The organism is Aestuariivirga sp. (assembly GCF_047602625.1).
Classification (GTDB): domain Bacteria; phylum Pseudomonadota; class Alphaproteobacteria; order Rhizobiales; family Aestuariivirgaceae; genus Aestuariivirga.
In genome coordinates this window covers 1,383,410-1,408,586 of the sequence record NZ_JASGGV010000002.1, presented here as the reverse complement: position 1 = coordinate 1,408,586, position 25,177 = coordinate 1,383,410, and the positions used below count along the sequence as shown (strand labels likewise).

Below are 25,177 nucleotides of genomic sequence, written 5' to 3'. Positions count from 1 at the left end.
AGCCATGACGGCCCCGCATGCGCGCGAAATCATCTGCTGGGAACCCGCCGCGCTGGCGCAGCGGCTGCGCGGGCAGAAACACCTGACGCTGCTCGAATCGGTGGCGCGGCAGGAGCATCTGGCGCGCTATTCCTTCCTCGCCTGCAATCCCGTGCAGAGCTTGCGCGTCGAGAAGGGCCGCGCGTTTCTCGATGACGTGGCGCGGGACGAAGCGCCGCTGGCGCTGCTCGACCGGCTCATGGCTGACAATGCGCAAGCGCACCTCGCGCATCTGCCGCCGTTTCAGGGCGGCTTCGCGGGCTTCATCTCCTATGAATTCGGGCAGGCGCTGGAGCCGTCGCTGCGGCTTCCCGGCTTCAGGCCCATTGTGCCTGATATGGTGCTGCACCGCTATGACACGGTGATCGCCTTCGACCACATGCAGGAGCGCGCCTGGATCATCGCGCGGCATGAACAGGATGCGGACGAGCTGGAGCGGCTGCTGAAGGCGAAGCCCGCGCCTTTGGGAAGCGCCGTCATCGAAGGCTGGTCTTCCAACTTCACGCGCGCGGCTTACGAGGCGGCGATTGCGCGAACGGTTGAGTATATTCTGGCCGGGGATATTTTTCAGGCCAACATCACGCAGATGTTTTCCGCCGCCATCCCGCAAGGCTTCGATGCTTTTGCATTCTATAAAGTGCTGCGGCAGACCAATCCCGCCACCTTCTCGTGTTTTCTCGATTATGGCGACGTTCAGGTGGCGTCGAGTTCGCCGGAGCGGCTGCTCAATTGCATGAACGGGAAAATCGAGGCGCGGCCGATCAAGGGCACACGGCCGCGCGATGCCGATGCGGCGCGCGATTCCGCCCTCATCATGGAACTGGCCACCAGCCGCAAGGACCGCGCCGAGAATGTGATGATCGTCGATTTGCTGCGCAACGATCTCTCGCGCGTGTGCCAGCCGGGCAGCGTGCGCGTGCCGGTGCTGTGCGGGCTTGAATCCTATGCCAATGTGCATCACCTCGTCTCGGTGGTGACTGGCGAATTGCTCCGTGAACAGACGATTGGCGGCCTGGTCGCCGCCGCCTTTCCCGGCGGCTCGATTACCGGGGCTCCCAAATTCCGCGCCATGGAAATCATCGGCGGCATCGAGCAGGCGCCGCGCGGCGTCTATTGCGGGTCGATCGGCTATCTCGGCTTCAATGGCGCGGTTGACCTCAACATCGCCATCCGCACGGCGCAGTTTTCGGGCGGCGTGGCGCGGGTGCAGGGCGGCGGCGGCATCACGGCGCGCTCGCAGCCGGCCGCCGAATATGAGGAAAGCCTCACCAAGGTGAAGCGCATCATGCAGGCTTTCGCGCCATGATCCTCATCGTCGATAATTACGACAGCTTCGTGCACAATATCGCGCGCTATTTCGTGGAGCTGGGCGAGCGCGTGCGGGTGGTGCGCAACGATGCGGTGACGGCTTCCGATCTTGATGCCAAGGCCATCGTCATTTCGCCCGGCCCCTGCACGCCGCATGAGGCGGGGCAATCGATCGGCATCGTCCGGGAGTTTTCGGGCAGGCTGCCCATCCTCGGCATCTGCCTCGGGCACCAGGTGATCGGTGAGGTTTTTGGCGGCGCCGTGACGCGGGCACGGCGGCCCATGCATGGCGAAAGCTCCGACATCCTGCATGATGGATCAGGCGTGTTCGAGGGCCTGCCCAACCGCTTTTCCGCCGGGCGCTATCACTCGCTGATCGTCGATCTCGAAGGCGCCGCAACGCCGCTTGAGGTGACGGCGCGCAGCGAGGACGGCGAGATCATGGGGCTGAAGCACCGCCATCACGCCACATTCGGTGTCCAGTTTCATCCCGAATCGATTCTGACCGAGCACGGATATGACATGCTGCGGAATTTCCTGAAGGTCACGGCATGAGTGCCGCGTGGTTCAACGGCGCCTTTGCCGATGGCCCGCTGGCGCTCGATCCGCGCGACAGGGGCCTGCTGCTGGGCGACGGGCTGTTCGAGACGCTGCTGGTTCTGAACCGCGTGGCCCTATGGGCGAACATGCATTTCGCCCGCATGGAAGGTTCGGCGCGGGAACTCGGCATTGGCTTCGACCGCGACCTGACGGACCGCGGCGTGGCCGAGGTGGTGGAGCGGCTGGACGATCAGCCTCACGTGTTGCGCGTGACGCTGACGCGCGGCTCGGGCGTGCGGGGCCTCGCGGGCACTGGCGGCACGTCGTCATTGCTCATCACGGCGGAACCGTTCGACAAGGCGCTGATGTTCAAGCCGGTGTCGCTCATCACTGCCTCCGTCACACGCGGTGTGCAGTCGATTGCGGCGCGCATGAAGACGCTCTCCTACATCGACAATATCTGGGCGGCGCGCGAAGCCCATGCACGGGGCGCTGAAGATGCGCTGATGCTGAACAGCGAGGGCCGCGTGGCCTCCAGCACCATCGCCAATGTGTTTCTTGTCAAAGGGCGCAAGCTCATCACGCCGGGGCGCGATCAGGCGATCCTCACCGGCGTCACGCGGCAGGCGCTGCTGGCCGCCGCAGCACGGGCCGGCTTCAAGCCGGAGGAACGCGCGGTGAAGCCGCAGGAGCTTCTCAAAGCCGATGCCGCGTTTCTCACCAATTCGCTGCGCTTCATCCGCCCCGTCACGGCGCTGGACCAGCAGGCGCTTGAAACCGCAGACCTTGCGCCCCTCACCGAAGCCCTGTGCGAAGCGGCACGGCTGCAATGCGGGGTTGATCCCCGGTTGATTTGAGACCCCTCCCGGCCTAGGGTCCGCGCCATCCCCGAACCCTTGAGAGAGGCAGCCCCCATGAAATTCTTTGTCGACACCGCCGAAGTGAAGGACATCCGCGAGCTCCAGGACATGGGGCTCATCGATGGCGTCACCACCAACCCGTCGCTGATCGCCAAGTCGGGGCGGAATTTCAAGGAAGTGATCGCCGAAATCTGCGCCATCTGCCCCGGCCCCATCAGCGCCGAAGTGGTGTCGCTTGACGCCGACGGCATGATCCGCGAGGGCCGCGACCTGCGCAAGATCGCCTCCAATGTGACGGTGAAGGTGCCGCTGACGCTCGATGGCCTCAAGGCCTGCAAGACGCTCACCGGCGAAGGCGCCATGGTCAACGTCACACTGTGCTTCAGCGCCAACCAGGCGCTGCTCGCCGCCAAGGCAGGCGCCACCTTCATCTCGCCCTTCATCGGCCGCCTCGACGACATTCATCAGGATGGCACGGAGCTCATCGCCGAGATCCGCCAGATCTATGACAACTACGCCTATGAGACGGAAATCCTCGCCGCCTCGATCCGCACGCCCCTGCATGTGAAGCAGGTGGCGCTGATCGGCGCCGATGTGGCGACCTGCCCGCCCGCCGTCATCAAGGCGCTGGCCAAGCATCCGCTCACCGACAAGGGCATCGAGCAGTTCATGGCCGACTGGAAGAAGACGGGCCAGACGATTTGATCGTCGAGCAGGCGATCCTGTCGATCCGGGCGGGGCAGGCGCAGGCCTTCGAGGAGGCCATGCGCCAGGCCCTGCCGCTGATTTCGGCCACGCCAGGCTTCATGGGGCTTGAGGTCAGGCCCTGCATGGAGACCGAAAACCGCTATCTCCTGCTGGTGCGGTGGGAGACTCTGGAGGCCCATACGGCGGGCTTTCGAGGGTCAGACCGCTATCCCCGCTGGAAGGCGCTGCTGCATCACTTCTACGATCCCTTCCCGCTGGTCGAGCATTACGGCGAGCCGGTGGCGAAGGCTTAAGCCGCTCACCATCCATAAACCATTCGGCCCTAGCCTTGAGCGCATGGCCGATTTCGCGACATGCCTGGCTGATGATGCCGCCGCCGCCGCCCAGCGCTGGCTGGCGGGGCTCAAATCCGAGCGCCGCATGTCCCTCCACACGCTTGAGGCCTATGGGCGCGACATGGGGCAATTCGCCTCTTTCCTGCAGCGGCATCTGGGGGGATCCGCTACGCTCAGCGATCTCGAAACGCTGGTCGCCTCCGATTTCCGCGGCTTCCTGGCGGCGCGGCGGGCCGAGGGCGCCGAAAGCCGCACCATCGCGCGCCAGCTTTCAACGCTTCGCTCCTTCTTCCGTTTCGCCGAACGGCAGGGGCTGTTCCGCAATGCGGCGCTTTCCGCCATCCGCTCGCCCAAGCTGCCGCATGCGGTACCGAAGCCCCTGTCGCCCGAAGCCGCGAAGGCCGTCACGGAAGCCGATGCTCTGTATACGGAGGAAACGCCGCAATGGGTGCTGGCGCGCGACCAGGCGGTGCTGACGCTTCTCTATGCCTGCGGACTCCGTATTTCGGAAGCCGTATCGCTCACGCCACGCGAGGCGGCCACCGATCCCTTGGTCATTCTCGGCAAGGGCAACAAGACGCGCATGGTGCCGGTGCTGCCCGCCGCGCGCGCGGCGATCAACGCTTATGAACGTCTATGCCCGTTTGCGCTCAAACCCCATGAGCCGATGTTCCGCGGCGTGAAGGGTGGGGCGCTGTCGCCGCGCATCGTGCAGCTTCTGGTCGAGCGGCTGCGCGGCGCGCTGGGCCTTCCCGATACGGCGACGCCGCATGCGCTCCGCCATTCCTTCGCCACGCATCTCCTCGGCAATGGCGCGGATTTGCGGGTGATCCAGGAACTCCTGGGCCATGCGAGCCTCTCCACCACGCAGATCTATACCGATGTGAACCGCAGTCATCTGCTGGAGCAATACCGGAAGGCTCACCCCCGCGCATGAGATATGTCCTGCTGCTTCTGTGCCTCTGCCTCGCGCATCCGGCACTTGCCGAACCGACGCTGTGCCATGGCAACGATCTCGCCGCCAAGATGCAGGCGGAAGACCCCAAGACCTATGCGGATGCCGAGGCCGAAGCGCGGGCGATCCCCAATGGCGAGGCGATCTTCTGGAAGATCGAAAAGCAAGGCATCGAGCCCAGCTATCTCCTCGGCAGTGCCCATGTGACGGACCCGCGCGTGACGGACATGCCGCCGGGCGCGGAAGAGAAACTCGCCAGCGCATCGGTGGTGGCGCTGGAACTCGCCGAACTCGTGGACAAGCAGAAGATGGCGGCGGCGATTTTCGGCAACGCCATCCTCATGGTGCAGCCGCCGGGGCAATCGCTGTGGGACATGATCCCCGATCAGGACGAAGCCCTGATCCGCGACAATCCAAACCTGCCGCCCCATGCGGGCGGGTCGCTCTACGGCTATCAGCCCTGGGTGGTGGCCGCCATGCTGGCCGTGCCGCTCTGCGAGACGCAGCGCAAGGCCGATGGCCTTCTGGTGTTGGACGAGAAAATCGGCGCGGCGGCCGCCGCCAATCATATTCAGGTGGTGGGCCTTGAAACAGTAACGGAGCAGCTCACCGTGCTGGCCAGCATGGCGAAGGAGGACCAGGTCAAATATCTGATCGCCACGGCCAAGCTCGGCGCCAAGGCCAGCGACTATCTGGAAACGATGATCAGCCTTTACATGCAGCGGCGCATCACCCTCTATATGCCCTTTGCCGAACACGCGCAGGCGATGACTGAGGATGACCGCAAGATCATGGCCTATGTGGACGAAGAGCTGATCCGCAAGCGCAACCACCGCATGGCCGAGAGAGCCGGGCCGCTCATCGACAAGGGCAATGCCTTCATCGCGGTGGGTGCATTGCACCTGCCGGGCAAGGAAGGGCTGGTGGCGCTGCTCAGGCAGGCAGGCTATAAGGTGACGCCCCTCAACTGAGCGTCTTTCCGTGCCTGTCATCACTTCCGTTTCTTCCGACATCACCCTTCCCAAAGAGGCCGCCGTCTGCGTCATCGGCGGCGGCATTGCAGGCGTTGCGACAACCCTTGAACTGGCCGAGCGCGGCGTTGACGTGGTGCTGCTGGAGAAGGGCGAGATCGCCGCCGAGCAATCCAGCCGCAACTGGGGCTGGTGCCGCCAGATGGGGCGGGACCCGCGCGAAATCCCGCTGATCCTCCAGGCGCTTGATTTGTGGCGCGGCATGAACCGCCGCATCAATGGCGATACCGGCTTCACCGAATGCGGCATCGTCTATCTCTGCGACAGCGATGCCGCGCTGGCGCGGCGCGAGGCCTGGTATGGCGAATATGCCAAGCCCTTCGGCCTGAGCAGCAGGCTGGTTTCCGCAGCCGAAGCGGCGTCGCTGATGCCGGGAAGTGCGGTGGCGTGGAAGGGCGGGCTCTATACCGCCAATGACGGCCGCGCCGAACCCTTCATCGCCGTTCCCGCCATGGCGGAAGCGGCGCGCCGCAAGGGCGCAAAACTCTTCACGCGCTGCGCGGTGCGCGGCCTTGAGACGAAGGCCGGGCGCATTTCATCGGTCGTCACTGAAAAGGGCGTCATCGCCTGCGATACGGTGGTGCTGGCGGGCGGCGTGTGGTCAAGGCGCTTCTGCGGCAATCTCGGCATCGAGCTGCCGCAGCTTGGCATCATCAATTCGGCAATGCGGACGGAGCCGATCGACACCGGCCTCACGCATACGGCCTCAGCCGCAAAATTCGCCATCCGCAAGCGCGCCGATGGCGGCTTCACGGTGGCCCACAGCCATCTTTCGACGGCGGATATCACGCCCGATTCCTTCCGGCTGTTCGGGCATTTCCTTCCCGCTCTGAAAACCCAGCTCGGCGGCCTGCGGCTCAGGCTGGGCAAGCGTTTCATCGATGAAGCGCGGCTGGCCAGGCGCTGGAATCTCGATGAGGTTTCGCCCTTCGAGCAGGTGCGGATCATGGACCCCGAGCCCGAACGCGCCATTCTCGATCAGGCGGAGACGAGCCTCAAGGCGCATTTCCCGGCCTTCCAGCCCATGAAGATCGCCGAACGCTGGGCGGGACTCATCGACGTGACGCCCGATGCCGTGCCGGTGATTTCGCCGGTTGAAAAGCTGCCCGGCTTCTTCATCGCCACCGGCCTTTCGGGCCACGGCTTCGGCCTTGGCCCCGGCGTTGGCAAGCTGATGGCCGAGCTGGTGACCGGCGAAACGCCCTGCGTCGACCCCTCCGCCTTCCGCCATTCCCGCTATTTCGACGGCAGCAACCCGAAGATCATCGCGGGATTCTAGGCTACGGGAAATCAGGCTGTTGCCGGGCCAAATTTTTCGTCAGCACGCTCAAGATAGGCTGAAATTTCATCCGGCGAGATAATCTGCCTGCCTATTGAGGAACGTTCGTCAGTATAGCCCAGTGCCGAGAGTTCGGAAATCATCGGGTCAACAAAGTAGCGGAAGTCTTCCGGCAAGAACCAATTCTTCCAGTTTCCGGAGGACGCTGTGCGGCGGATGAGCTGAGCGTTGACCGGAAGTTCGAATCGCTCAGGCAAGGGAAATCCCAGATATTGCTCCAGCGCAGCAACATTATGAGCGATGAAATCCTCATAGTGGATATTGAACAATGGCGAGTCATCCTTCACCAGAACTGCGGGAAGATATGCCAGCTCGCGCGTCAGCGAGAGAAACCTGTCGGGGTATTCATGCAGGGTTCCCACGACTTTACACAGTTCCATCACGCTCAGCGACGATGGCGTGTTTTCTTTCCGGAGCAGCGCGTTTCTGACTTTGCGCTGATGATCGGAACCTACCCGATTCAGACGCGTCGCCGCGATCCACATAAGCCTGCTGATGATGCTGTCGCGCGGGTCGCGTACGATCGCCACGCGGGCGGAAAAGCCTCTTACCAGCGCATGCCAGTCAGGCATTTTCACCAGCCGCTCAAGCAGAACCTTTGTGACGCCGGAAGCCTGGGAAAAATCGGCTATCTGTTCGGGTGTCTTGGGTTCGAACAAACCACGCAGGCTCTTGCCGTAATGCCGTTCGGCAGCGGATTTGAGAGAATAGTAGAGCGCCGAGGTTCCGGACTTTCCGGCGCCAACGACGATGATCCGGGCTGCGGCGGGCGTGGCTTTTGTCATGCGAAAGATCCGGAGACCGCTGTTTTCCAAAGCGCTGCCCGGCGCGGCGGGAAGGCCAGGCGGCAGTCCAGCGCTTCGGCCGTGAGGTTGGGATTGTAGTAGGGATCAATATCAAGGGCATCAGTCCATCGCGCGGCGAGCATGGCCTTTTCGCGGTTGAAGCGCGCCTGCTTTTCCGGCGTGTCTTCATATCCCCGGCTTGCCGACTCGAGATGATAAAGCCGCGCATGCGGGGTCCAGATCACCCGGTAGCCGGCCTTGCGGATGCGCAGGCAGAAATCCACATCGTTGTAGGCAACGGCAAAGCCTTCATCGAGGCCGCCGGTTTCCTGCCACACGCCGCGCGGAACCAGCATGCAGGCCGCCGTGACAATGGAGACATCCTGCGCCAGCCTCATGCGGTTTGCGTAGCCGGGCGCATTGGCGGGCTGGCCCTTGAACAGATGCGAGGGGCCGCCGCCCACGCCCAGCACCACGCCCGCATGTTGCACTGTGTTGTCGCCATACCAGAGCATCGACCCCACTGCGCCGATGCCATCGCGCATGGCGTGGCCCGCCATTTCGCGCAGCCATCCAGGTTCCGTCACCATCACATCGTTGTTCATCAGCAGCAGAAGGCTGCCGGTGGCATGACGGACCGCCTCGTTGTTGATCGCCGCATAGTTGAACGCGCCGGGGCAGGGAATGACCCGCACGCGCTGGTCGAGGGAAAGCTCTCTCAACACCGCATGCGTCGCCTCTTCCGCCGAGCCGTTGTCGGCGATGAGGATTTCGAGGTCAGGCCAACTGGTGCGGAGGCGCAGGCCGTTGACGCACTGTTCCAGAAGATCGGCCCGGTCACGCGTCGGGATAACCACCGAAATGCGCGGCGGTTTCACCGGCAGGGGCCAGATCACCCGGTGAAGGCCCGGCGCGATGCGGCGCACGGCAGGCGCGGGGAATCCGGGTTGGCGCGGCAATGCCCCTACATGCTCTTCGGCGCTGCGCTGAAGCTGTGCCGCTTCAACCTCGCTCAATGCGCTTGTGGCCTGCTGGTGATAAAGGACATGCGGCACGTGGGCGATTTTCAGGCCCGGATGGTTTCCCACTATCTGGAGGATGAGATCATAGACGGCACGGCGGCTGGGCAATCCGCGCCCCAGGCCGATTGCCAGTTCCGCGCTGAGCAATGCGAGGCGGCAGGCATAATCCTGCCCCAGAAAAAAATCGGGATTCCAGCCCATCTTGAAATGCGGCTTTTGGCGGATGCCGTCATCCGAAATTTCATCCTCGTCGGAATAGACGAGCGCGGGATGGCTGGGGACATGCGCCAGCAGCGTTTGCAGGGCGTGGGGCGGCAACATATCTCCCGCGCCCACGAATGACAGAAACTTCCCCCTGGCCTCGCCAAGCGCCGCATTGAAACTGCCGCACGCGAGGATGCGCACGCGAGGGTCCGGCCCCGCCGCATCTTCGGAGCCGCCAAGCGGGATCAGCAATTCCCAATTCGCATAAGTCTGGCCCAGCAGCGAAGAGGTGGTGCGGGCACGGTCGCTGGCGCGTCCCATGCCGGCGGGTGTGCCAAGCATCACCACGCTGATGAGCGGCGCGTGAGGCATTGCTGCCGCTTCGGCGCGCAACGCCTCCAGTTCTTCAGGGGATGGCGTATCGAAACGCCGCACCCAGTCGCCGTAGCTTCCCTGGGGCTGGGCGGGCAGTGGTTTGGGAGGCGTCGCCATCGGCTTTTGATAGGGCGGTGGCAGCGGGCTGTCACATGGTTTTTGCTGCAGTGGCCCGCCGTTCATGTCTTTGCTAGGCTGCCATGATGGCTGGCGAGACACATGCGGTATTTGTGGCGGGGTGCCACCGCTCCGGAACGTCAGCCATGGCGCGGGCGCTCAATCTCGCGGGGCTCGCGCTCCCCGGCGAACTCAGGGGGGCTGGCCGGGGCAACGACCACGGCCATTGGGAACCCATTGCCGTCACGCGGCTGAATGAAGACTTGCTGGAGTCCGTTGGGCGGAGCTGGTTCGATCCCAAGCCCTTGCCCGAGGGGTGGAGCGCGTCCGAAGCGGCCCGCGCCTGCGGCGGCAAGGCCGGCGACTTCATGCGCGATGCGGCGGCGGAGTCATTTGCCATCAAGGATCCGCGGCTGTCGCGCACCGGATCCGTGTGGCGCGCTGCAGCGGAGGCGCAAGGCCTTTCTCCCGCCGTGGTGATCATGTGCCGCAATCCCTATGACGTGGCGCGCTCGCTGGTGAGCCGGAATGGATTCAGCAAGATGCATGGCCTCCGGCTTTGGCAGAGCTATATGCTGGAGGCGTTGCGCGAAAGTGCGGGATTGCCGCGCGTGCTGGTGCATTATGAGGATCTCCTGGCCGATCCGCAGCGGGAGCTTGGCCGCGTCAGCGAGGCGCTCCGCATATCCGGCCTGAAAACCGGGGAAGCCGTGCCGTCCATCCGGCCGGAAGAATCGCATTCGCATGAGACGGCCGAATTTTTTCTCGCCCGCCCCACGGTGCCAGACGACATCAGGCAGCTTTACCGCCTGTGCCTTGATCCCCATGCGCGCGATGGCGTGGGCGCATTTGCCAGCCTTGAATGCGCATGGCGTGCGTGGTGGAGCAAGACGGATGGCGGCGATGGGCCATCGGCGCTCGCGCGCGGCAGCCCGGAGGCGTTCCTGAGCCTGAGCATGCAGGCGCTGAACGGCGGGCATCTTGGCGAAGCTTTGGAACAAGCGCGCAAGGCCGTTGCGGCGTCGCCCGCCCATGCGCCGCTTCATGCGCACCTGGGCAATATCCTGATCCATTGCGGGGATGCCGAAGACGCAATTGCATCGTACAGGGCAAGCCTTTCACTGGACGGCAAGCAGGCCGGCCTGGCGCTCACGCTGGCGCATCTGCTACGGAAGCGCGGCGAGCAGGCCGCCGCTCTAGACACGCTTGCAGCCTGCGCCGCCGCCAATCCCGGCGACGCCAAACTCAATCACGCCTTGGGCGACCAACTGCTGCTTGGCGGTGACCTGCCGGGCGCCGCCCTAGCGTTCGTAGCCGCGCTGGGACTTGAGGGGGAGACAGCACCCCTTGCCTTGAGTTTCGCACGTCTTGCACTGGCGGGCGGCGCAAGGGACGCGGCGCGCGGCCACGCCATGCGTGTTCTTCAGCTTGATGCCGCGAGCGATGCGGTCAGGGAGGCGGCGGAGCGTCTGCTCGAGAAGCTCCGCCGCTGAAGCTCAGGTGTGTTCGCGGATGATCGCAATGAGAAGCGAAATGATGAAGAACACCATGATCAAAATCATCGCCGCGGTGCCGATGACATAGACGTGATCGGGATAGATCGAGGAATCGGCGATCGATGGCTGGGTGACGACGACGAGGAACTTGCGCCGCTCCGCCGCCGCCATGCGCGCCGTTTCGAGCTGCGTGAGATTGGATTTGTAGACGCCCGTCAGAAAGTCGAGGTTGAACTGCATCTCCTTGAATTTCGCATCCAGTTCGGACAGCGCGTTGTCGGACGATCCGGCAAGCCGCCGCTTCTCGTTGTCGAGTTGCGTCTTGAGGGAAGCGATATCCGACTTCAGGCTCTGGATGATGGGCGAGGAGGCGCTCACTTCCGTCAGGCGCGCCTCCAGCTGGCTTTGCTTGCCGATCAGGCTTTTTTCAATGTCGCCGATGTTCGTTGTAACGAGGATGGCTTCGGATTGGGTGGTGAGCAGGCGGTTGTCGCGCTGGAAAGCGAGCATGGTGTCGCGGACATCGCGCATGCGCTTTTCGGACGCTGCGAGCTGCTGTTCGAAAAACGATGTCTGCTCGGTGTTGATCTTGTCGTTGAGCCTGTCGACGAAGATCTGGCTACGCTCGAGGATCGCGTTCAGCAGCGCCTGGGAATATTCGCGGTTGAAGGATTCGACATGCAGAAAGACCATCCCCGAATCGAGGTCGTATGTCGCCGTGATGTAATGCGCGATGTAGTCGTGAAACTGCTCCAGCGAATATGAGGCGGGCATACGGCTGAACCAGTCCACCTTGGGATCGGAATAATGCGCCCGCAAATTCATCTTGGCGTCGAGGTACTGCAGCATGTCGACGGACTGGACGAATTGCAGCAGCACCAGAGGATCATTGCCGCCCGAGCTTCCGCCGCCGACCAGTCCCAGCAGGGACGACGCGGCTGAACTGGTCGAGCCTCCATCCTGCTTGCTGATGGTGATCGCCGAATCCGAATGATATCGGTCGGTGGCGATCCGCAGCTCATAGACCGTCACAGCCAGAAGCGGCAGAACAAACAGAAGAAGAAACAGAACGGCGTTGGCGCGGCTTCTCATGGGCGGGCGGTTTCCTGAACTTATTCGCTGGATATTTTGGGTTCCGCGGCCTGGGCACGCCGCGACGACTGTTCTTCCCGGAGCCCGCGCAATTTCTGATTGGCTTCGGCCATCTGGCCGCGGAGGTCCGACATCGTGGCGCGCCTGTCCTTGCCCGGCGGCTCGCTCTTCAGGGCTTCGATCCTTTCGCGAATCTCACGCAATTCGGCCACGGCAAGTTTTATCGGGCCGCCGTGCGGGCGCTCGCGCGGCTGGTCGAGCAAGGGATGCTGCTGCCCAACCCTGGCGGCGCGCGCCAGCCTGCGCTTTTCCCGCCGTTCCTCAAGATCGACGGCCACCTGGCTGTGTGCATCGGCAAGTATTGCCGCCACACCATCTGCTTCCTGCACACCCTCGGCCGGCGCTCCTGCACCGGCGCTTGCGTGCTCCGCGGCCTTGCGCTCGGCCGCCACGGTGAATTTCGATTTCTTGGGTTTTTCGACGTTCAGTTTTTCGCGGCCGCCGAAGCGCTTTCCATAGGCGCGCAATCCCTCGCGCGCGTCATCGAAAAAATCGAGTTGGCCGTCGCCCAGAAGGATCACCGACTGGCAGAGCGCCAGCACTTCCTTCACATCATGGGTGGCGAGGATGAACCGCGATTCGGACAGGCGGTCCTTGATCATCGCCATGGCCTTGTCACGGAAGGCCTTGTCACCACCGGCGGAGATTTCGTCGAACAGGTAATAATCGAACTGCAGCGCCATCGACAGCGCAAAAGCCAGGCGCTGGCGCATGCCGGCGGAATAGGTTTTCACCGGCATGTCGAAGAACTTGCCGATATCCGCAAGTTCCCGCGTTTTTTCCATGGAGCCCTTCGTATCGGCGGGCGACAGGCCGTTGATGCGGGCCGCGAAGCGGGCATTCTCGGCGCCGGTCATGATGGTCTGCAGTCCCGGCGAAAGGCCCATGGACCAGGAAATCTTGCCGGTGCGCACGACGCGGCCTTCGCTTGGAATGTCGGCGCCCGAGAGAATGCGCAGCAGCGTGGATTTGCCGGATCCATTCGGCCCGATCACGCCGATGTTGCGGTCGCGCGGCAAAACCAGCGACACGTCCCGGAACACATAGTGTTTGCCGAAGCTGGTCGGATAATATTTCCCTGCCTTGATGAGCTCGATCATTTCTTTTCCAGCAGGCGGAAGCGGTTGGCGTAATAGCTGATGAAGCCGAGAAAGGCCAAGACCAGCGTGAACATCATCACATACCAGACGCTGGCCTGCTCGAACGGCCGCAGGCCGAGCGCGTAATAGCGGGTAAGCTCGGTCAGATGCGCAATGGGATTGTAGGCAAGGATCGCCGTGATCTCCGACGGCAGATGGCCGGCGGGGTAAAACACCGCCGAGAGAAACATCAGTGCGCGCGTCATCAGGCGGATGACCGTCTGCATGAATTTGTAGAGCGCATAATAGACGCTCAGGAAGAAAGCCAGCGCGAAGGAAAACGCCGTCGTGAGGATCAGCATCCCAATGAGCTGGGCGATCTTGTCGGTGCGGATTTCCAGCCCCACGAACCAGTAGAGAAAAAACAGGGTCAGCGCTGCGCCCAGAGTCACCAGCGCCCACTCGAGGATAAAGCGCGCGATGACGGCGTCGAACGGCTTGACCTGCTGATAGCTGTAGAAGGACACATTGGCGGTCAGGGCGCGCGGCACGCTGCCCATGGCGCGCTGGACCATGGCATAGGGCACCATCGACAACGCCACGAAAATGATTGTGCTGACGCCCGAGACTTCCGGCCTGCGCAGCATATACCAGAACAGGCACATGGCGAGCGTCTGAACCGCGGGCTCGATCATCACCCACAGCAGCGAGATCGCATAGCGCTTGCTGGCGCTGGTGACGAAATCCTTGAAGATCAGCGCGAAGACGACGTTGCGCTGGCGGCGGAAGCCCAGCACAAGGCTGCGGAAAAAGCCATCGGGCGTGACGTGTTCCGGAACCGCCGTCATTGGCCCGCCCCCATGCGCTGCCGGACCTTGCGATAGGCGATGACAGTGCGTCCCAGCGCGGTGCGCCAGATTTGTTCGGCTGCTTTGCTCCGTGCGACGGCGATGCGGTCGAGCACAACATCAGGCGGGCAGGGCAGGCCGGAAACTGGATCCCAGTATTTTGGATAGGCAAGGAGCGTCCCGGCCACGAGCTGATCGAGCGATAGCTTGATGCCCCGGCGCGCCGCAGGGTGCACATCCCCGGTCAGGCCCCAGCCAGCGTAAAACGGAATGCCATGAACGGTCACGGGAAGGCCTCGCAACAGGGCTTCGAATCCGGCGAGTGATCCATAGGTTTCGAGACGGTCAACACGTGCCAGTAATTCATCGAGGGATGCCGTCCGCGCGATCTCATCCGCATAGCGCCGTTCCTCTTCCGCCGTCAACGCCCCAGCACGGCCCAACCGCTCAACATCCGGGTGGGGCTTAAATATGACATGGGCCTCTGGCCAGCGCTCCCGCACGCTTTTCAACAGCGCAAGATTGATGTTGCCGGACTGTTCCTGCGGCCCGCCGAGGCGGACGGCCCAGTCATCGCCCACCTGCCCGATGGCCAGAATGCGTTGCCTGCCATCGCTTCTCACGGCCTGCGCGTCATCGCCATGAGGCAAATTGTATTTGGTGATTCGTTCGGCCACCAGCCGCTCGCGCAACACTCTGGCGCGCGCCAGCATCATGCCGTCAAAGTCATGGCCGCTCAGGATATGCTCGAGCCGCGAAGGGGCCGCCGCGTCGTAGTAAATCCCGATATCGTCAAAGACCAGCGAGAGGGGCGGATTGAAGGCCGCGCCCAGCCCGGCGGAGCGGATGAAGCCATCTTCGATGGCTAGGCAGGTGATGCCATGCCGCCGGGCCTCGGGGCGGAGCTTCCGGGCTTTTGGCGCCCAGGCCGCCAGCATAGCACCCTTGCCGTTGGCGGCCATGATGGCCTTGCCGGAATTGCCCTGAAACTCAGGCTTGCCATGCGGGCCTTCGAGCAGAACGGAGACGGCCTTGCGTTTCCAGCGCGGCAAGCCAACGCAGATCACCGGGCGTGAATTGGAAAAGTAGTGACGGCGGAGAAACCCCAGTTGCTCCACCGCCGTTTCGGCTGAGACGGGTGTGCGCCGCCAGGCATCGAAATAGTACGAGTAACGCAGATAGACGCCCGCCGCGAGTTCGGCCCGGCTCAGCATGCGCTTGCGGCGATCGCTCGTTTGCCTGTCATCGGTCAATCCCCAGCCGGCATAGAAAGGCATTCCGAAGCAAACCACCTCAAGACCCGCCATCACGCCTTCAAAGCCAAGCTGGCTGGAGACGGTGTAGATTTTGGGATGGAGATCAAACAGCGCCCACGGACAGAGATCGGCAGCGATCACCGGCGCATTGCGCGCCTCTGCGAGTTTCCGGAGATAGCCCTGTTTGGTTCCCGCCGCCGTTTCAGGGTGGAGCTTGGCAAATACTCCCGCGCCGGGATTTTCGTTGATGGCGGCGTTGAGCATCGCTTCAAAGGTCTTGCCATCCGCCATGCCGCCGATGACGGACTGATCGCCGAATGTCTGGTCTGTGACGATGACCAGCGGCTTATCGCGCGGCAGGCCGAGGCTTTCGAGGTTCTCGGCTCCGGTGTTGTATTTGGAGAGCCTGAGGCGGGCGATTTCGCCGAGCAAGGCTTCGGCGCGGCGGCATTCGTCAGCGCTGAAGGTTTCGCCGGCCAAAATCCGCTCGAGATCCGAAGGCTGCCGGGCGTCATAATAAATTCCGCTGCGGTCCATCACCAGCGCGGAAGGGCGCTGGGCCATGCCGGGCTTCAGGGAGCGCAGGAAGCCGTCTTCAATGGCGACATAGGGCAGGCGCCCTCGTTCGGCTGCGAGCCGCGCGCGATGCGCCGTGGGCTTGTGGCCCCATCCGGCCACGGCCAAGGCGTTTCCGGGCGAGAGCCATGCGCGGTTTGGAGTCATGCCTGTCAGGGCTTGCACCTCATCGGCCAGCCGCCACAGGCCGGCGGAAAAGATTGCGATGGAATGATCGTCTTTCATCCGTGCGGGATGTGCTGCGCGCCCCGGCGTGGAGACGTCAAGAGGCCTTGGCCTTGTCTTCCGCCAGCGTGATGTAATCCTGGGGCAGGAGGGGCGGCGCAACCATCCTTTGCACGAGATCGGGCAGCAGCGCGACGCGCCCCTGGCGGCTGTAGAAACCGCCATTCACCTGGCAGGTAAGCCGCAGAAGATTGACCAGCCGGTCGTAATAACGGATGTCCTTTTGCGGCCTTGCCCGGAAGAACGCCGCAAGGCGCATGCGCGGCACGATTTGCGGATGATTAAAGACGGCCTTGCCCAAAACCATGGTGGGGATGCCGCGGCGCAGCGCCTGATGGCAGGCGGTCGAATTCACCGCCGTTGCCGACACTGATTTTTCCAACAGCGGCACCAGCTTTCCCGTTTCGACGAAGAACACGCGGCCTTCGAGGTTCAGCCTTGCCGATTCCTCACGGATGAGGCGGGCGAGATTGATGACACCATTATCAAGCGGATGGTTCTTGAAGACGAGGATTGCGTCACGGGTTTCGCTGGCGGCAAATTCGGCGAGGCAGAACTCGACGAAGCCGCGCACCGAGGCAAAGCGGCTGTGCTCGCGAATCTGGGAGTCGCCATTCAATTGCAGGAGAACCAGATGCACGGGTTTGCCGAGGAGGTCGATCTCACGCATCGCGCGTTCGGTCTGCCTGCGCCGGTAGGGCCAGGAAAAAAGGCGTCCGAGCCACAGGGTGGCTTCTCCCGCGATGTCGAGTTCGCGGTGCGATAGATAGCGTGGGAAAACCGGCGTCAGCAGGAGGCAGTATAAATAATAGAGTATTCCTGAGAAGGCATAGCGGCCCAGCGTGCCGCGCAGCTGCAGCTCCGGTTGCGTGGGGATGTGATCGAGTTCGGGTGCGGAAAGCGCATCGAGGTCCAGCCCGGCGATGCTTGAATTGCCGTTCACGCCGTTCTGCTCGTAGGTGATCCAGTTTGGCCTGAGATAGCCCTCCTCAAGCACATGGATGCGGATGCCGAGCGGCTTCAAGACGGAAATCGCCACGCGGTGATAGGGGCGGCAGTCGCCATAAAGGACGAGGTCCGTGACCTGTCTCTGACGCGCGGCCGCAGCGATCCATTCCGGCCAGTCCGCAAAAGCGCGGCGATAGAGCAGGGCGCGGGCGAAGATGGAATCCACCAGGTCTCCGCCATTGAGAACGACGCGTGTTGCCTGATGGCCCTTGGCCATGAGCTCGCGCTGGAGATGGCGGAAGAATCCGCCGCACGGGCCCTGCAACAGAAGGAAATGACGTTCAGCCGGAACGTCCTGCGAATAGCCGCCAGCCGCCGCCGATACCGCTCTCACACAACCCCCTGCGCACCGCGCGCAAAATCACCCGACCATGCCTATCATAGCCATCCGCCCCAGCTATCGCAAGTTTCTGTTGCGCTGCATCAAGTGATTGATTCTCCAAAATTTAATCAATTTTTGCGGGGTTAATAACCTAAAAACGGGAGGCCAGCCAAATTCGTTAACATTTTATAAACCCGGTTAGTGCACGCGTAATGGACGGACGCGAAACTGAACCCCTGTTACAACCGGAATCTGTTCATGCAAGAATGGTCGCTTTCGCAAATCATCTCCAACCTGTTGCGTGAAGACGCGTCGTGGACGACGTCCAACATCACCTATTCCTTTCCCACCTCCGCGCCTTCCTGGTCGGTGTCGGCGGAGGGGGCCGGGTTCTCCGCCTTAAGCAGCGCACAGAAGGATGCCGCCCGCGTGGCCCTTTCGCTGTGGGACGACCTGATCGCCAAGAACATCACCGAAGTTTCCTCTGGCGGCCAGATCACCTTGCAGAACACCTCGGCCACCAGTTCCTATGCCTATACCTATTTTCCCGGAAGCTGGGCGGGTTCTGGCTCGGTATGGTTCAACAAGTCCTACGATGCCTCCTCAGGCACCAATGACCTGATGACGCCCAAGGTAGGCAACTGGGGGTTCACGACCTATCTGCATGAGCTTGGCCATGCCCTGGGGCTTGATCATCCCGCCGACTACACCAGCAGCTCCACCTATGCCAACAGCGCGCTCTATCCGGAGGATTCAACGCAATATACCGTCATGTCGTATTTCGACGGCAATGCCACCGGCGCCGACTGGCGGGCCAGCAACGGGGTCTGGTACGAGCCGCAGACGCCGATGCTGGATGACATCGCCGCCATCCAGGCGCTCTATGGCGCCGACACCACGACGCGCACCGGCAATACTGTCTACGGCTTTCATTCCACCGCCAACCGCGACGTGTTCGACTTCACCAAGAACGCCCATCCCGTGCTGGCCATCTGGGATTCGGCGGGCACCGACACGCTCGACCTCTCGGGCTTCTCCACCAATTCGCGCATCGATCTCGGGCAGGGGGCGTTTTCCGATTGCGACGGCATGACCGATAACATTGCCATCGCCTATAACTGCAATATCGAAAACGCCACCGGCGGTTCGGGCAATGATTCGATTACCGGCAATGCGCTCAACAACCGCCTGACCGGCAATGGCGGCGCCGACACGCTGCACGGCCTCGACGGCAATGACGTGCTGATCGGCGGCACCGGCAATGACGTGCTGGATGGCGGCAACGGCATCGACACCGCCAATTATTGCGCGGGCGGCGCCATCTCCATCAATCTCACGACGGGCGTTTTGGGCGGCGCCGCGGCGGGCGACAGTTTTGTCTCGATCGAGCGCATCACGGGCTCGAACACGGCGGGCGACACCATGGTGGGCAGCGCCGCAAGGGACCAGTTCTATGGCATGGGCGGCAATGATACGCTGAGCGGCGGCGGCGGCAACGACGTGCTGGCGGGCGGGGCCGGCGGCGATACGCTGACGGGCGGCGCGGGATGTGACGTCTTCCTGTTTCAGTCGCTCACCGATTCCACCGTTGCGGCCAGCGATACCATCACCGATTTCAAGCAGGGGCAGGACAAGATCCGGCTTTCCGCCATCGATGCCATCACCGGCGGCACGGACGATGCCTTTCATCTGGTCACCGGCGCCTTCACTCATCACGCGGGCGAATTGCACGCCATCATTTCCGGCGGGCAGACCTTCGTGGAGGGCGACGTGAACGGCGACGGCGTGGCGGATTTCCGCATCACGCTGACCGGCGCGCTCACCATGACGGCGGCGGACTTTATCCTTTAGTCCCGGGGCCTCAGGCCATCCAGCAAGAGCGTGAGCACGGCGGTTTCGGCCGCCCGCATATGATCGCCATCGCTTCCCAGCACGGCGCGCACCTGCGCGTCGAAATCCGCGTAGTGCTGGGTCGTCGCCCAGATGGCAAAGATCAGATGGCGCGGATCGACAGGGTTCAGCTGCCCCTCATCCATCCAGCGCTGGATGACCGCCGCCTTTTCATCCACCAGGTCACGCAGGGGCCCTTGCAGGAAATCGCTGATCGCTGACGCGCCATGCAGGATTTCATTGGCGAACAGGCGGGAGGCTTCCGGCCTCTCGCGGGAGAGGCGGATCTTCACCGTGATGTAGCGGGTCAATTCCTCCAGCGGATCGCCCGCCGCATCCATCTTGCGCAGGGGTTCGAGCCACAGGGTGAGCGTGCGCTCCAGCACGGCGGTATAGATGTCTTCCTTGCGGCGGAAATAATAGAGCAGGTTGGGCTTCGAGAGGCCGCAGCGGCTGGCGATCATGTCCACCGTGGAACCCCGGAAGCCGAAGGCCGAAAATACTTCCAGCGCCGCATCCAGAATCAGTTCCTCGTTCTGGGCCTGTATGCGGGTTTTCCGGGCAGGGTCTGGCGGTTCCTGAGGCATCTTGCCCATCCTGTTAATTCTTGATCAGATGGTCAAGAGCGGATAGTTTTTTCGCAAAGCACAAAAGCCTTGGGGAGCGAGATGGCGGCAAACGCCGTGATAGCGGCGAAGGATCTGAGCCTGACCTTCTCGACCGCCGATGGTCCGGTCTATGCGCTCTCCCAGGTCAATCTTGAGGTTGAGGAAGGGGATTTCGTGTCCTTCATCGGCCCGTCGGGCTGCGGAAAGACGACGCTGCTGCGCGTCATCGCCGATCTTGAGCAGGCAACGTCGGGCACGATCACCGTAAATGGCATGACGCCGGAACAGGCGCGGCTGGCGCGCGCCTATGGTTATGTGTTCCAGGCCCCGGCGCTTTATCCCTGGCGCACCGTCGAACGCAATGTCGGCCTGCCGCTCGAGATCATGGGGCTGGACAATGCCGCCGAACGCATACGCCGCAATCTCGATCTCGTGAACCTCTCGGGCTTCGAAAAGAAATTTCCCTGGCAGCTGTCGGGCGGCATGCAGCAGCGCGTGTCGATCGCCCGCGCGCTGGCCTTCGACCCGACACTGCTCCTGATGGATGAACCTTTCGGCGCGCTGGACGAGATCGTGCGCGACAAGCTGAACCAGCAATTGCTGGAACTGTGGGAGCGCACGGGCAAGACTGTCGTCTTCGTCACCCACTCCATTCCGGAAGCGGTGTTTCTCTCCACCAAAATCGTGGTGATGAGCCCGCGCCCCGGCCGCATCATCGACGTGATCGAAACGAAGCTGCCGCGCAACCGCACGCTCGACATCCGCGAGACGCCGGAGTTCCTGAAAATCGCCCACCGCGTGCGCGAAGGCCTGAAGGCGGGGCACAGCTATGAGGATTGACGCCATGTTTTCCTTCTCCCGTACGGGGAGAAGGGTTATTCCATGACCGCCCGCGGCACAGTCTGGCCCGTCACGGTGGTCTGCCTGGTGCTGATCGCCGTCTGGTATCTCGCCGCCATTCCGATGAACAGCGTCATCACCGCGCCCAAGATCGCGGCGGCGGGCGGCGGCTTGTGGAATACGCTTTCGTTCTCATGGAACGAGACGCGGCCCGTGCTGCCCGCGCCCCATCAGGTGGCGCAAGAAATCTGGAACAGCGTGTTCATGGTGGCGCCATGGAAGGTGAAGTCGCTGCTCTATCATCTCTGGGTCACGCTCTCCTCCACGCTGGCCGGATTCGTGCAGGGGACACTTTTGGGCATTCTCCTCGCCATCGGCATCGTGCATGTGCGCTCGCTGGAGAAAAGCCTGATGCCGTGGATCATCGCCTCGCAGACCATTCCGATTCTCGCCATCGCGCCGATGATTATCGTGGTGCTCGGCAAGACGGGGCTACCCGATATTGTCACCAAGTCGATCATCTCCACCTATCTCTGCTTCTTCCCGGTGGCGATCGGCATGGTGAAGGGCCTGCGCTCGCCCGACAAGCTGCAGCTTGACCTGATGCGCACCTATAATGCCAGCGCGTGGGATGTGCTGTGGAAGCTCAGGCTTCCGGCCTCGGTGCCGTTCCTGTTTGCCTCGCTCAAGGTTTCCGTCGCCATTGCGCTCACCGGCGCCATCGTGGCGGAATTGCCCACGGGTGCGGTGGCGGGCATCGGCGCGCGGCTGCTGCAAGGATCTTACTATGGGCAGACGCTGCAAATCTGGGCGGCGCTGTTCGTGGCGGCCTTCGCGGCGGCCGCCCTTGTGTGGCTCCTGGGGCGGCTTGAACTCATCAACGCGCGGCGTATGGGGGCAGCGCCTTGATCCGTGCACTGATCACCCTTCTGGTTCTTATGGCTTTGGCCGTGCTCATCTATCAGGGCTTCGGCGCGGTGGCGCCTCTGAAAGGTGGATACTGGCTGCTGTCCTTCCTGTTCATGGCCACCGGCTGGGCCGTTGCCTGGGCGGCGGGATGGGTGGCTGATGGCGCGCTGACGCGCGCCCATGCGCCTGAGCGCCTCGGCAATCTTCTGGTGCCCGCCCTGTTCGGCGTCGTCATCCTCATGGGATGGGAGTTCTATGTGGCGGGCTCCAAAATCCCGCTGGTGCTGCTGCCCGCGCCGTCGCAAATCTGGGCCAAGCTCATCTCCTCGGTGCCGGTCCTCGCCGCCGATTTCATGCAGACCATCGTGCGCGCGGTGATCCCCGGCTGGATCATTGGCTGCCTGTCCGGATTCCTCGTGGCGCTGCTGTGCGACCGAGTGGATTTCCTCAGGCGCGGGCTTCTGCCGCTCGGCAATCTGGTGGCGGCGCTGCCCATCGTCGGCGTGGCGCCCATCCTCGTCATGTGGTTCGGCTTCGACTGGCCCTCCAAGGCGGCGATGGTGGTGGTGATGACGTTCTTCCCTATGCTCATCAACACGCTGGCGGGACTTTCATCCGCTTCCGCCATGGAGCGCGACCTGATGCGGAGCTATGGCGCGTCGTGGTTCACGGCACTCGTCAAGCTCAGGCTTCCCGCCGCCATGCCGTTTATTTTCAACGCGCTCAAGATCAACTCGACATTGGCGCTGATCGGCGCAATCGTAGCGGAATTCTTCGGCACTCCGATCGTCGGCATGGGATTTCGCATGTCGACGGAGGTGGGGCGTCAGGGGCTCGACATGGTGTGGGCGGAGATCGCGGTGGCCGCGGTCACGGGGTCATTGTTCTACGGCCTTCTCACCCTCATCGAACGGCAGGTGACATTTTGGCATCCGTCCTATCGCAAATAGGCGGCAACTCAGGAAGAAGGAGTACAGGGAGATGAAGAAGTTTCTGATGGCGGCGGCGGCCGCTTCGGCCATGCTCGCCACATCCGTGGCGGCGCATGCGGAGGCGGTGACGCTGCAGCTCAAATGGGTTACGCAGGCGCAGTTCGCGGGCTATTACGTGGCGCTCGCCAAGGGCTACTACAAGGACGCCGGGCTCGACGTGACGATCAAGCCGGGCGGCCCCGACATCGCGCCGGAGCAGGTGATCGCCGGCGGCGGCGCCGACGTGATCGTCGACTGGATGCCCGCTGCGCTTGCCTCGCGCGAGAAGGGCAACATGCTCGTCAACATCGCCCAGCCTTTCAAGCGGTCGGGCATGATGCTCACCTGCCGCAAGGATACCGGCATCACCAAGCCGGAAGACTTCAAGGGCAAGACGCTGGGCGTGTGGTTCTTCGGCAATGAATATCCGTTCCTGTCGTGGATGGCCCATCTCAAGATGCCCACCACCGGCGGCCCCGATGGTGTGACGGTGCTGAAACAGGGCTTCAACGTCGATCCGCTGCTGCAGAAGCAGGCCGACTGCATTTCCACCATGACCTACAATGAATATCATCAGGTGCTGGAAGCGGGCATCAAGCCCGAAGACCTCGTGGTGTTCAAATATGAGGACCAGGGCGTGGCGACGCTGGAAGACGGCCTCTATGCGAGCGAGGACAAGCTGAAGGACCCGGCCTTCGTCGCCACCATGGCGAAGTTCGTCAAGGCGTCGATGAAGGGCTGGGACGACGCGCGTGCCAATCCGGCCGATGCGGTGAAGATCGTTCTCGAGAACGATGCCTCGGGCTCGCAGACCGAAGCGCACCAGACGACGATGATGGAAGAGGTGAACAAGCTCACCGAAGGTTCCGACGGCACGCTCGACGTGGCCGCCGCCGACCGCACGGTCGAGACGCTGCTTTCCGGCGGTTCCGATCCCGTCATCACCAAGAAGCCCGAAGGCGCCTGGACCAGCGCCGTGACAGACGCCGCGAAGGCGCTGAAGTAGGAACGCAATGTTACCCTTCCCCCCTCGCGGGGGAAGGTGGCGCGAAGCGCCGGATGAGGGGGCGAGGCGGTGGTCTGCGCAGCAGATCAATCGCTCCAGTGGAGCGATTGAAACCGCCGAACGCCGTGAGCAGAAGCGAACGGCCGGACAAATCCGGCCCTGCGCTTGCGCTCCGGGCGTTCGAGGCTCGAAATGGTCCACTGGACCATTTCGCAAGACGCCTCTCACCCCTCATCCGTCTCGCGCTGAGGCGCGATCCACCTTCTCCCGCAGGGGGAGAAGGGTGAAGGTAATTGAATCTCAAAACACCTGCTTCCGGATATATTCGCGCCATGTGGAGTTTCAGCCGCAATATCCTGCTGCTCTTGATGTTGCCCCTTGCTGCCCTCGCAGGCCCGGCCCGCGCCGAAACAACCCTGGTGGTGCGTATTGATCCCAATTCGTCCGAGCTCAATCCGCCGATTGGGCCCATTCTCGCGTGGTCCCGCGCCAAGAGAGTGACCTTCCAACAGGAATCGCAGGTCTTGCTGTTCCAGCAGGATAGAAAGGTTCCGCAGGCGCGGCTGATCGTTTACGGCACCAATCAGGAAGCTGCGATTCTGCAAACTCCGCCAGCCGCCGTCATTGTCACAATGCGGGCATATCTCGCCAATTTTACGGCGTCGGGAAACAGAAAGCCCGCTGCCATCATGATGGCGTTCGCGCGTGATGGGCAGTTTCAAGGAAATATCTTCTATGAGATCGCGCCATTTTTCGACGCGATCGGGCTGCCGGAGAAGCGCCAGCTCGACGACATCTTCGAGGTCGACTACGTGAATATCGTGAGCGGTCTCAGGCCGCCAAAACTCAAGTGACGAAGGCCGTCATCGTTCAGTCAAAACACCTGCTGCTTCGCCCGCGAGACAAAAAATCCGTGGCCCTTGGCGTTCACGCAGGCGAGGCCTTTCATGCTGGAGGTGCAGGTGATGCCGCCTTGCTGGAAGGAGCGGTTGTAGGGCAGCGGCGCGGCATCGGGCGTCATCACCGTGTCGCCATGGCAGACCACTTCGCCGCGCTTGGCCGTCGCCGAGACCGCGAAGCTGTCGCCCCATTCGAGATCGCAGTCGGATGGCGGCTTCCGGAAGCTGCGCGTGGAATTGAGAATGTCGCAGCGCACCTCGGGCGGCCCGTCATAGTCGAAATAGCTGCAGAAGATATTGCCCGATGGCGATTTGAAATTCGCCTGATCCGCTATCGCCACAGCAGCGCCGCCGATGAGCAGCACAATGACAGCGCCGCAGAGTTGGAGAGTCCGACGCATTTATTTACTCCCTCGCGCAGCTATCCTAGGCTGTGGTTGAAACGTCTTCAAGGCTGCACTGTGACCACACGCA

General features: G+C 62.7%; 24 protein-coding genes. 15 read left to right on the top strand and 9 right to left on the bottom strand.

Annotated elements, in window-relative coordinates; genetic code table 11:
* The first annotated feature begins 4 nt into the window (after positions 1 to 4).
* The 8 genes from pabB to QM694_RS11840 are packed head-to-tail and all read left to right on the top strand — an operon-like array spanning position 5 to position 7,055.
* The gene (gene pabB, locus QM694_RS11875) at positions 5 to 1,345 is read left to right on the top strand and encodes an aminodeoxychorismate synthase component I (RefSeq protein WP_415007138.1); all 1,341 of its coding nucleotides are present in this window, start codon (positions 5 to 7) and stop codon (positions 1,343 to 1,345) included.
* The gene (locus QM694_RS11870) at positions 1,342 to 1,902 is read left to right on the top strand and encodes an anthranilate synthase component II (RefSeq protein WP_415007137.1); all 561 of its coding nucleotides are present in this window, start codon (positions 1,342 to 1,344) and stop codon (positions 1,900 to 1,902) included. The genes pabB and QM694_RS11870 overlap by 4 nt, the downstream gene beginning before the upstream one ends.
* Positions 1,899 to 2,744 carry an aminotransferase class IV gene (locus QM694_RS11865; protein WP_415007136.1) on the top strand — a complete coding sequence of 282 codons (846 nt, stop codon included), beginning with the start codon at positions 1,899 to 1,901 and terminating at the stop codon, positions 2,742 to 2,744. Before QM694_RS11870 ends, QM694_RS11865 begins: the two co-directional genes overlap by 4 nt.
* 57 nt (positions 2,745 to 2,801) lie before the next feature.
* The gene (gene fsa, locus QM694_RS11860) at positions 2,802 to 3,452 is read left to right on the top strand and encodes a fructose-6-phosphate aldolase (RefSeq protein WP_415007135.1); all 651 of its coding nucleotides are present in this window, start codon (positions 2,802 to 2,804) and stop codon (positions 3,450 to 3,452) included.
* The gene (locus QM694_RS11855; RefSeq protein ID WP_415007134.1) at positions 3,449 to 3,748 is read left to right on the top strand and encodes an antibiotic biosynthesis monooxygenase family protein; all 300 of its coding nucleotides are present in this window, start codon (positions 3,449 to 3,451) and stop codon (positions 3,746 to 3,748) included. Before fsa ends, QM694_RS11855 begins: the two co-directional genes overlap by 4 nt.
* Before the next feature lie 43 nt (positions 3,749 to 3,791).
* Complete coding sequence (locus tag QM694_RS11850) at positions 3,792 to 4,727, top strand: tyrosine recombinase XerC (RefSeq protein WP_415007133.1); 936 nt, start codon at positions 3,792 to 3,794, stop codon at positions 4,725 to 4,727.
* Positions 4,724 to 5,716, top strand: coding sequence for a TraB/GumN family protein (locus tag QM694_RS11845; RefSeq protein WP_415007132.1), 993 nt, complete (start codon positions 4,724 to 4,726; stop codon positions 5,714 to 5,716). Before QM694_RS11850 ends, QM694_RS11845 begins: the two co-directional genes overlap by 4 nt.
* A 10-nt stretch (positions 5,717 to 5,726) precedes the next feature.
* Positions 5,727 to 7,055: an NAD(P)/FAD-dependent oxidoreductase gene (locus tag QM694_RS11840; RefSeq protein WP_415007131.1), complete on the top strand. Its 1,329-nt coding sequence runs from the start codon at positions 5,727 to 5,729 to the stop codon at positions 7,053 to 7,055.
* Positions 7,056 to 7,066: 11 nt separating this feature from the next.
* On the opposite strand, the gene QM694_RS11835 is transcribed toward QM694_RS11840, so the two are convergent.
* Both QM694_RS11835 and QM694_RS11830 read right to left on the bottom strand, forming a co-directional pair.
* Positions 7,067 to 7,900, bottom strand: coding sequence for a hypothetical protein (locus QM694_RS11835; protein ID WP_415007130.1), 834 nt, complete (start codon positions 7,898 to 7,900; stop codon positions 7,067 to 7,069).
* Positions 7,897 to 9,618, bottom strand: coding sequence for a glycosyltransferase family 2 protein (locus QM694_RS11830; protein ID WP_415007129.1), 1,722 nt, complete (start codon positions 9,616 to 9,618; stop codon positions 7,897 to 7,899). Before QM694_RS11830 ends, QM694_RS11835 begins: the two co-directional genes overlap by 4 nt.
* Before the next feature lie 86 nt (positions 9,619 to 9,704).
* Here QM694_RS11830 and QM694_RS11825 point away from each other — a divergent pair, with 86 nt between their 5' ends.
* Complete coding sequence (locus QM694_RS11825) at positions 9,705 to 11,111, top strand: hypothetical protein (RefSeq protein ID WP_415007128.1); 1,407 nt, start codon at positions 9,705 to 9,707, stop codon at positions 11,109 to 11,111.
* Between the two features lie 3 nt (positions 11,112 to 11,114).
* On the opposite strand, the gene QM694_RS11820 is transcribed toward QM694_RS11825, so the two are convergent.
* From QM694_RS11820 to QM694_RS11800, 5 genes are read right to left on the bottom strand one after another with little or no spacing between them, the layout of a single operon-like run.
* Complete coding sequence (locus QM694_RS11820) at positions 11,115 to 12,206, bottom strand: hypothetical protein (protein WP_415007127.1); 1,092 nt, start codon at positions 12,204 to 12,206, stop codon at positions 11,115 to 11,117.
* A 20-nt stretch (positions 12,207 to 12,226) separates the two neighbouring features.
* Complete coding sequence (locus QM694_RS11815; RefSeq protein ID WP_415007126.1) at positions 12,227 to 13,366, bottom strand: ABC transporter ATP-binding protein; 1,140 nt, start codon at positions 13,364 to 13,366, stop codon at positions 12,227 to 12,229.
* Positions 13,363 to 14,193: an ABC transporter permease gene (locus QM694_RS11810; RefSeq protein ID WP_415007125.1), complete on the bottom strand. Its 831-nt coding sequence runs from the start codon at positions 14,191 to 14,193 to the stop codon at positions 13,363 to 13,365. The genes QM694_RS11815 and QM694_RS11810 overlap by 4 nt, the downstream gene beginning before the upstream one ends.
* Entirely contained in the window at positions 14,190 to 16,250 is a 2,061-nt protein-coding gene (locus QM694_RS11805) for a capsular polysaccharide biosynthesis protein (protein ID WP_415007124.1), read from the bottom strand. Before QM694_RS11805 ends, QM694_RS11810 begins: the two co-directional genes overlap by 4 nt.
* 37 nt (positions 16,251 to 16,287) lie before the next feature.
* Positions 16,288 to 17,592, bottom strand: a complete 1,305-nt coding sequence (locus QM694_RS11800) for a hypothetical protein (RefSeq protein WP_415007123.1) — start codon at positions 17,590 to 17,592, stop codon at positions 16,288 to 16,290.
* 246 nt (positions 17,593 to 17,838) lie between these two features.
* Here QM694_RS11800 and QM694_RS11795 point away from each other — a divergent pair, with 246 nt between their 5' ends.
* Positions 17,839 to 19,431, top strand: a complete 1,593-nt coding sequence (locus tag QM694_RS11795) for a M10 family metallopeptidase C-terminal domain-containing protein (RefSeq protein ID WP_415007122.1) — start codon at positions 17,839 to 17,841, stop codon at positions 19,429 to 19,431.
* Here the strand turns inward: QM694_RS11795 and QM694_RS11790 are convergent.
* Complete coding sequence (locus QM694_RS11790; RefSeq protein ID WP_415007121.1) at positions 19,428 to 20,057, bottom strand: TetR family transcriptional regulator C-terminal domain-containing protein; 630 nt, start codon at positions 20,055 to 20,057, stop codon at positions 19,428 to 19,430. The two genes, QM694_RS11795 and QM694_RS11790, sit on opposite strands and share 4 nt — an antisense overlap.
* Positions 20,058 to 20,138: 81 nt before the next feature.
* Between QM694_RS11790 and QM694_RS11785 the strand changes: the two genes are divergently transcribed.
* The 5 genes from QM694_RS11785 to QM694_RS11765 all read left to right on the top strand — a co-directional run bounded on the left by QM694_RS11785 (position 20,139) and on the right by QM694_RS11765 (position 24,658).
* Entirely contained in the window at positions 20,139 to 20,918 is a 780-nt protein-coding gene (locus tag QM694_RS11785) for an ABC transporter ATP-binding protein (protein ID WP_415007120.1), read from the top strand.
* A gap of 42 nt (positions 20,919 to 20,960) precedes the next feature.
* Positions 20,961 to 21,827 (top strand): ABC transporter permease, encoded by an 867-nt coding sequence (locus QM694_RS11780; protein ID WP_415007119.1) that lies wholly within the window; start codon positions 20,961 to 20,963, stop codon positions 21,825 to 21,827.
* Between the two features lie 113 nt (positions 21,828 to 21,940).
* Entirely contained in the window at positions 21,941 to 22,777 is an 837-nt protein-coding gene (locus tag QM694_RS11775; protein ID WP_415008622.1) for an ABC transporter permease, read from the top strand.
* Positions 22,778 to 22,823: 46 nt separating this feature from the next.
* Positions 22,824 to 23,804 (top strand): ABC transporter substrate-binding protein, encoded by a 981-nt coding sequence (locus QM694_RS11770; RefSeq protein WP_415008621.1) that lies wholly within the window; start codon positions 22,824 to 22,826, stop codon positions 23,802 to 23,804.
* 293 nt (positions 23,805 to 24,097) lie between these two features.
* Positions 24,098 to 24,658, top strand: coding sequence for a hypothetical protein (locus QM694_RS11765; RefSeq protein ID WP_415007118.1), 561 nt, complete (start codon positions 24,098 to 24,100; stop codon positions 24,656 to 24,658).
* A 20-nt stretch (positions 24,659 to 24,678) separates the two neighbouring features.
* Here the strand turns inward: QM694_RS11765 and QM694_RS11760 are convergent, their stop codons facing one another.
* Entirely contained in the window at positions 24,679 to 25,104 is a 426-nt protein-coding gene (locus QM694_RS11760) for a DUF6636 domain-containing protein (protein ID WP_415007117.1), read from the bottom strand.
* Positions 25,105 to 25,177: the final 73 nt, after the last annotated feature.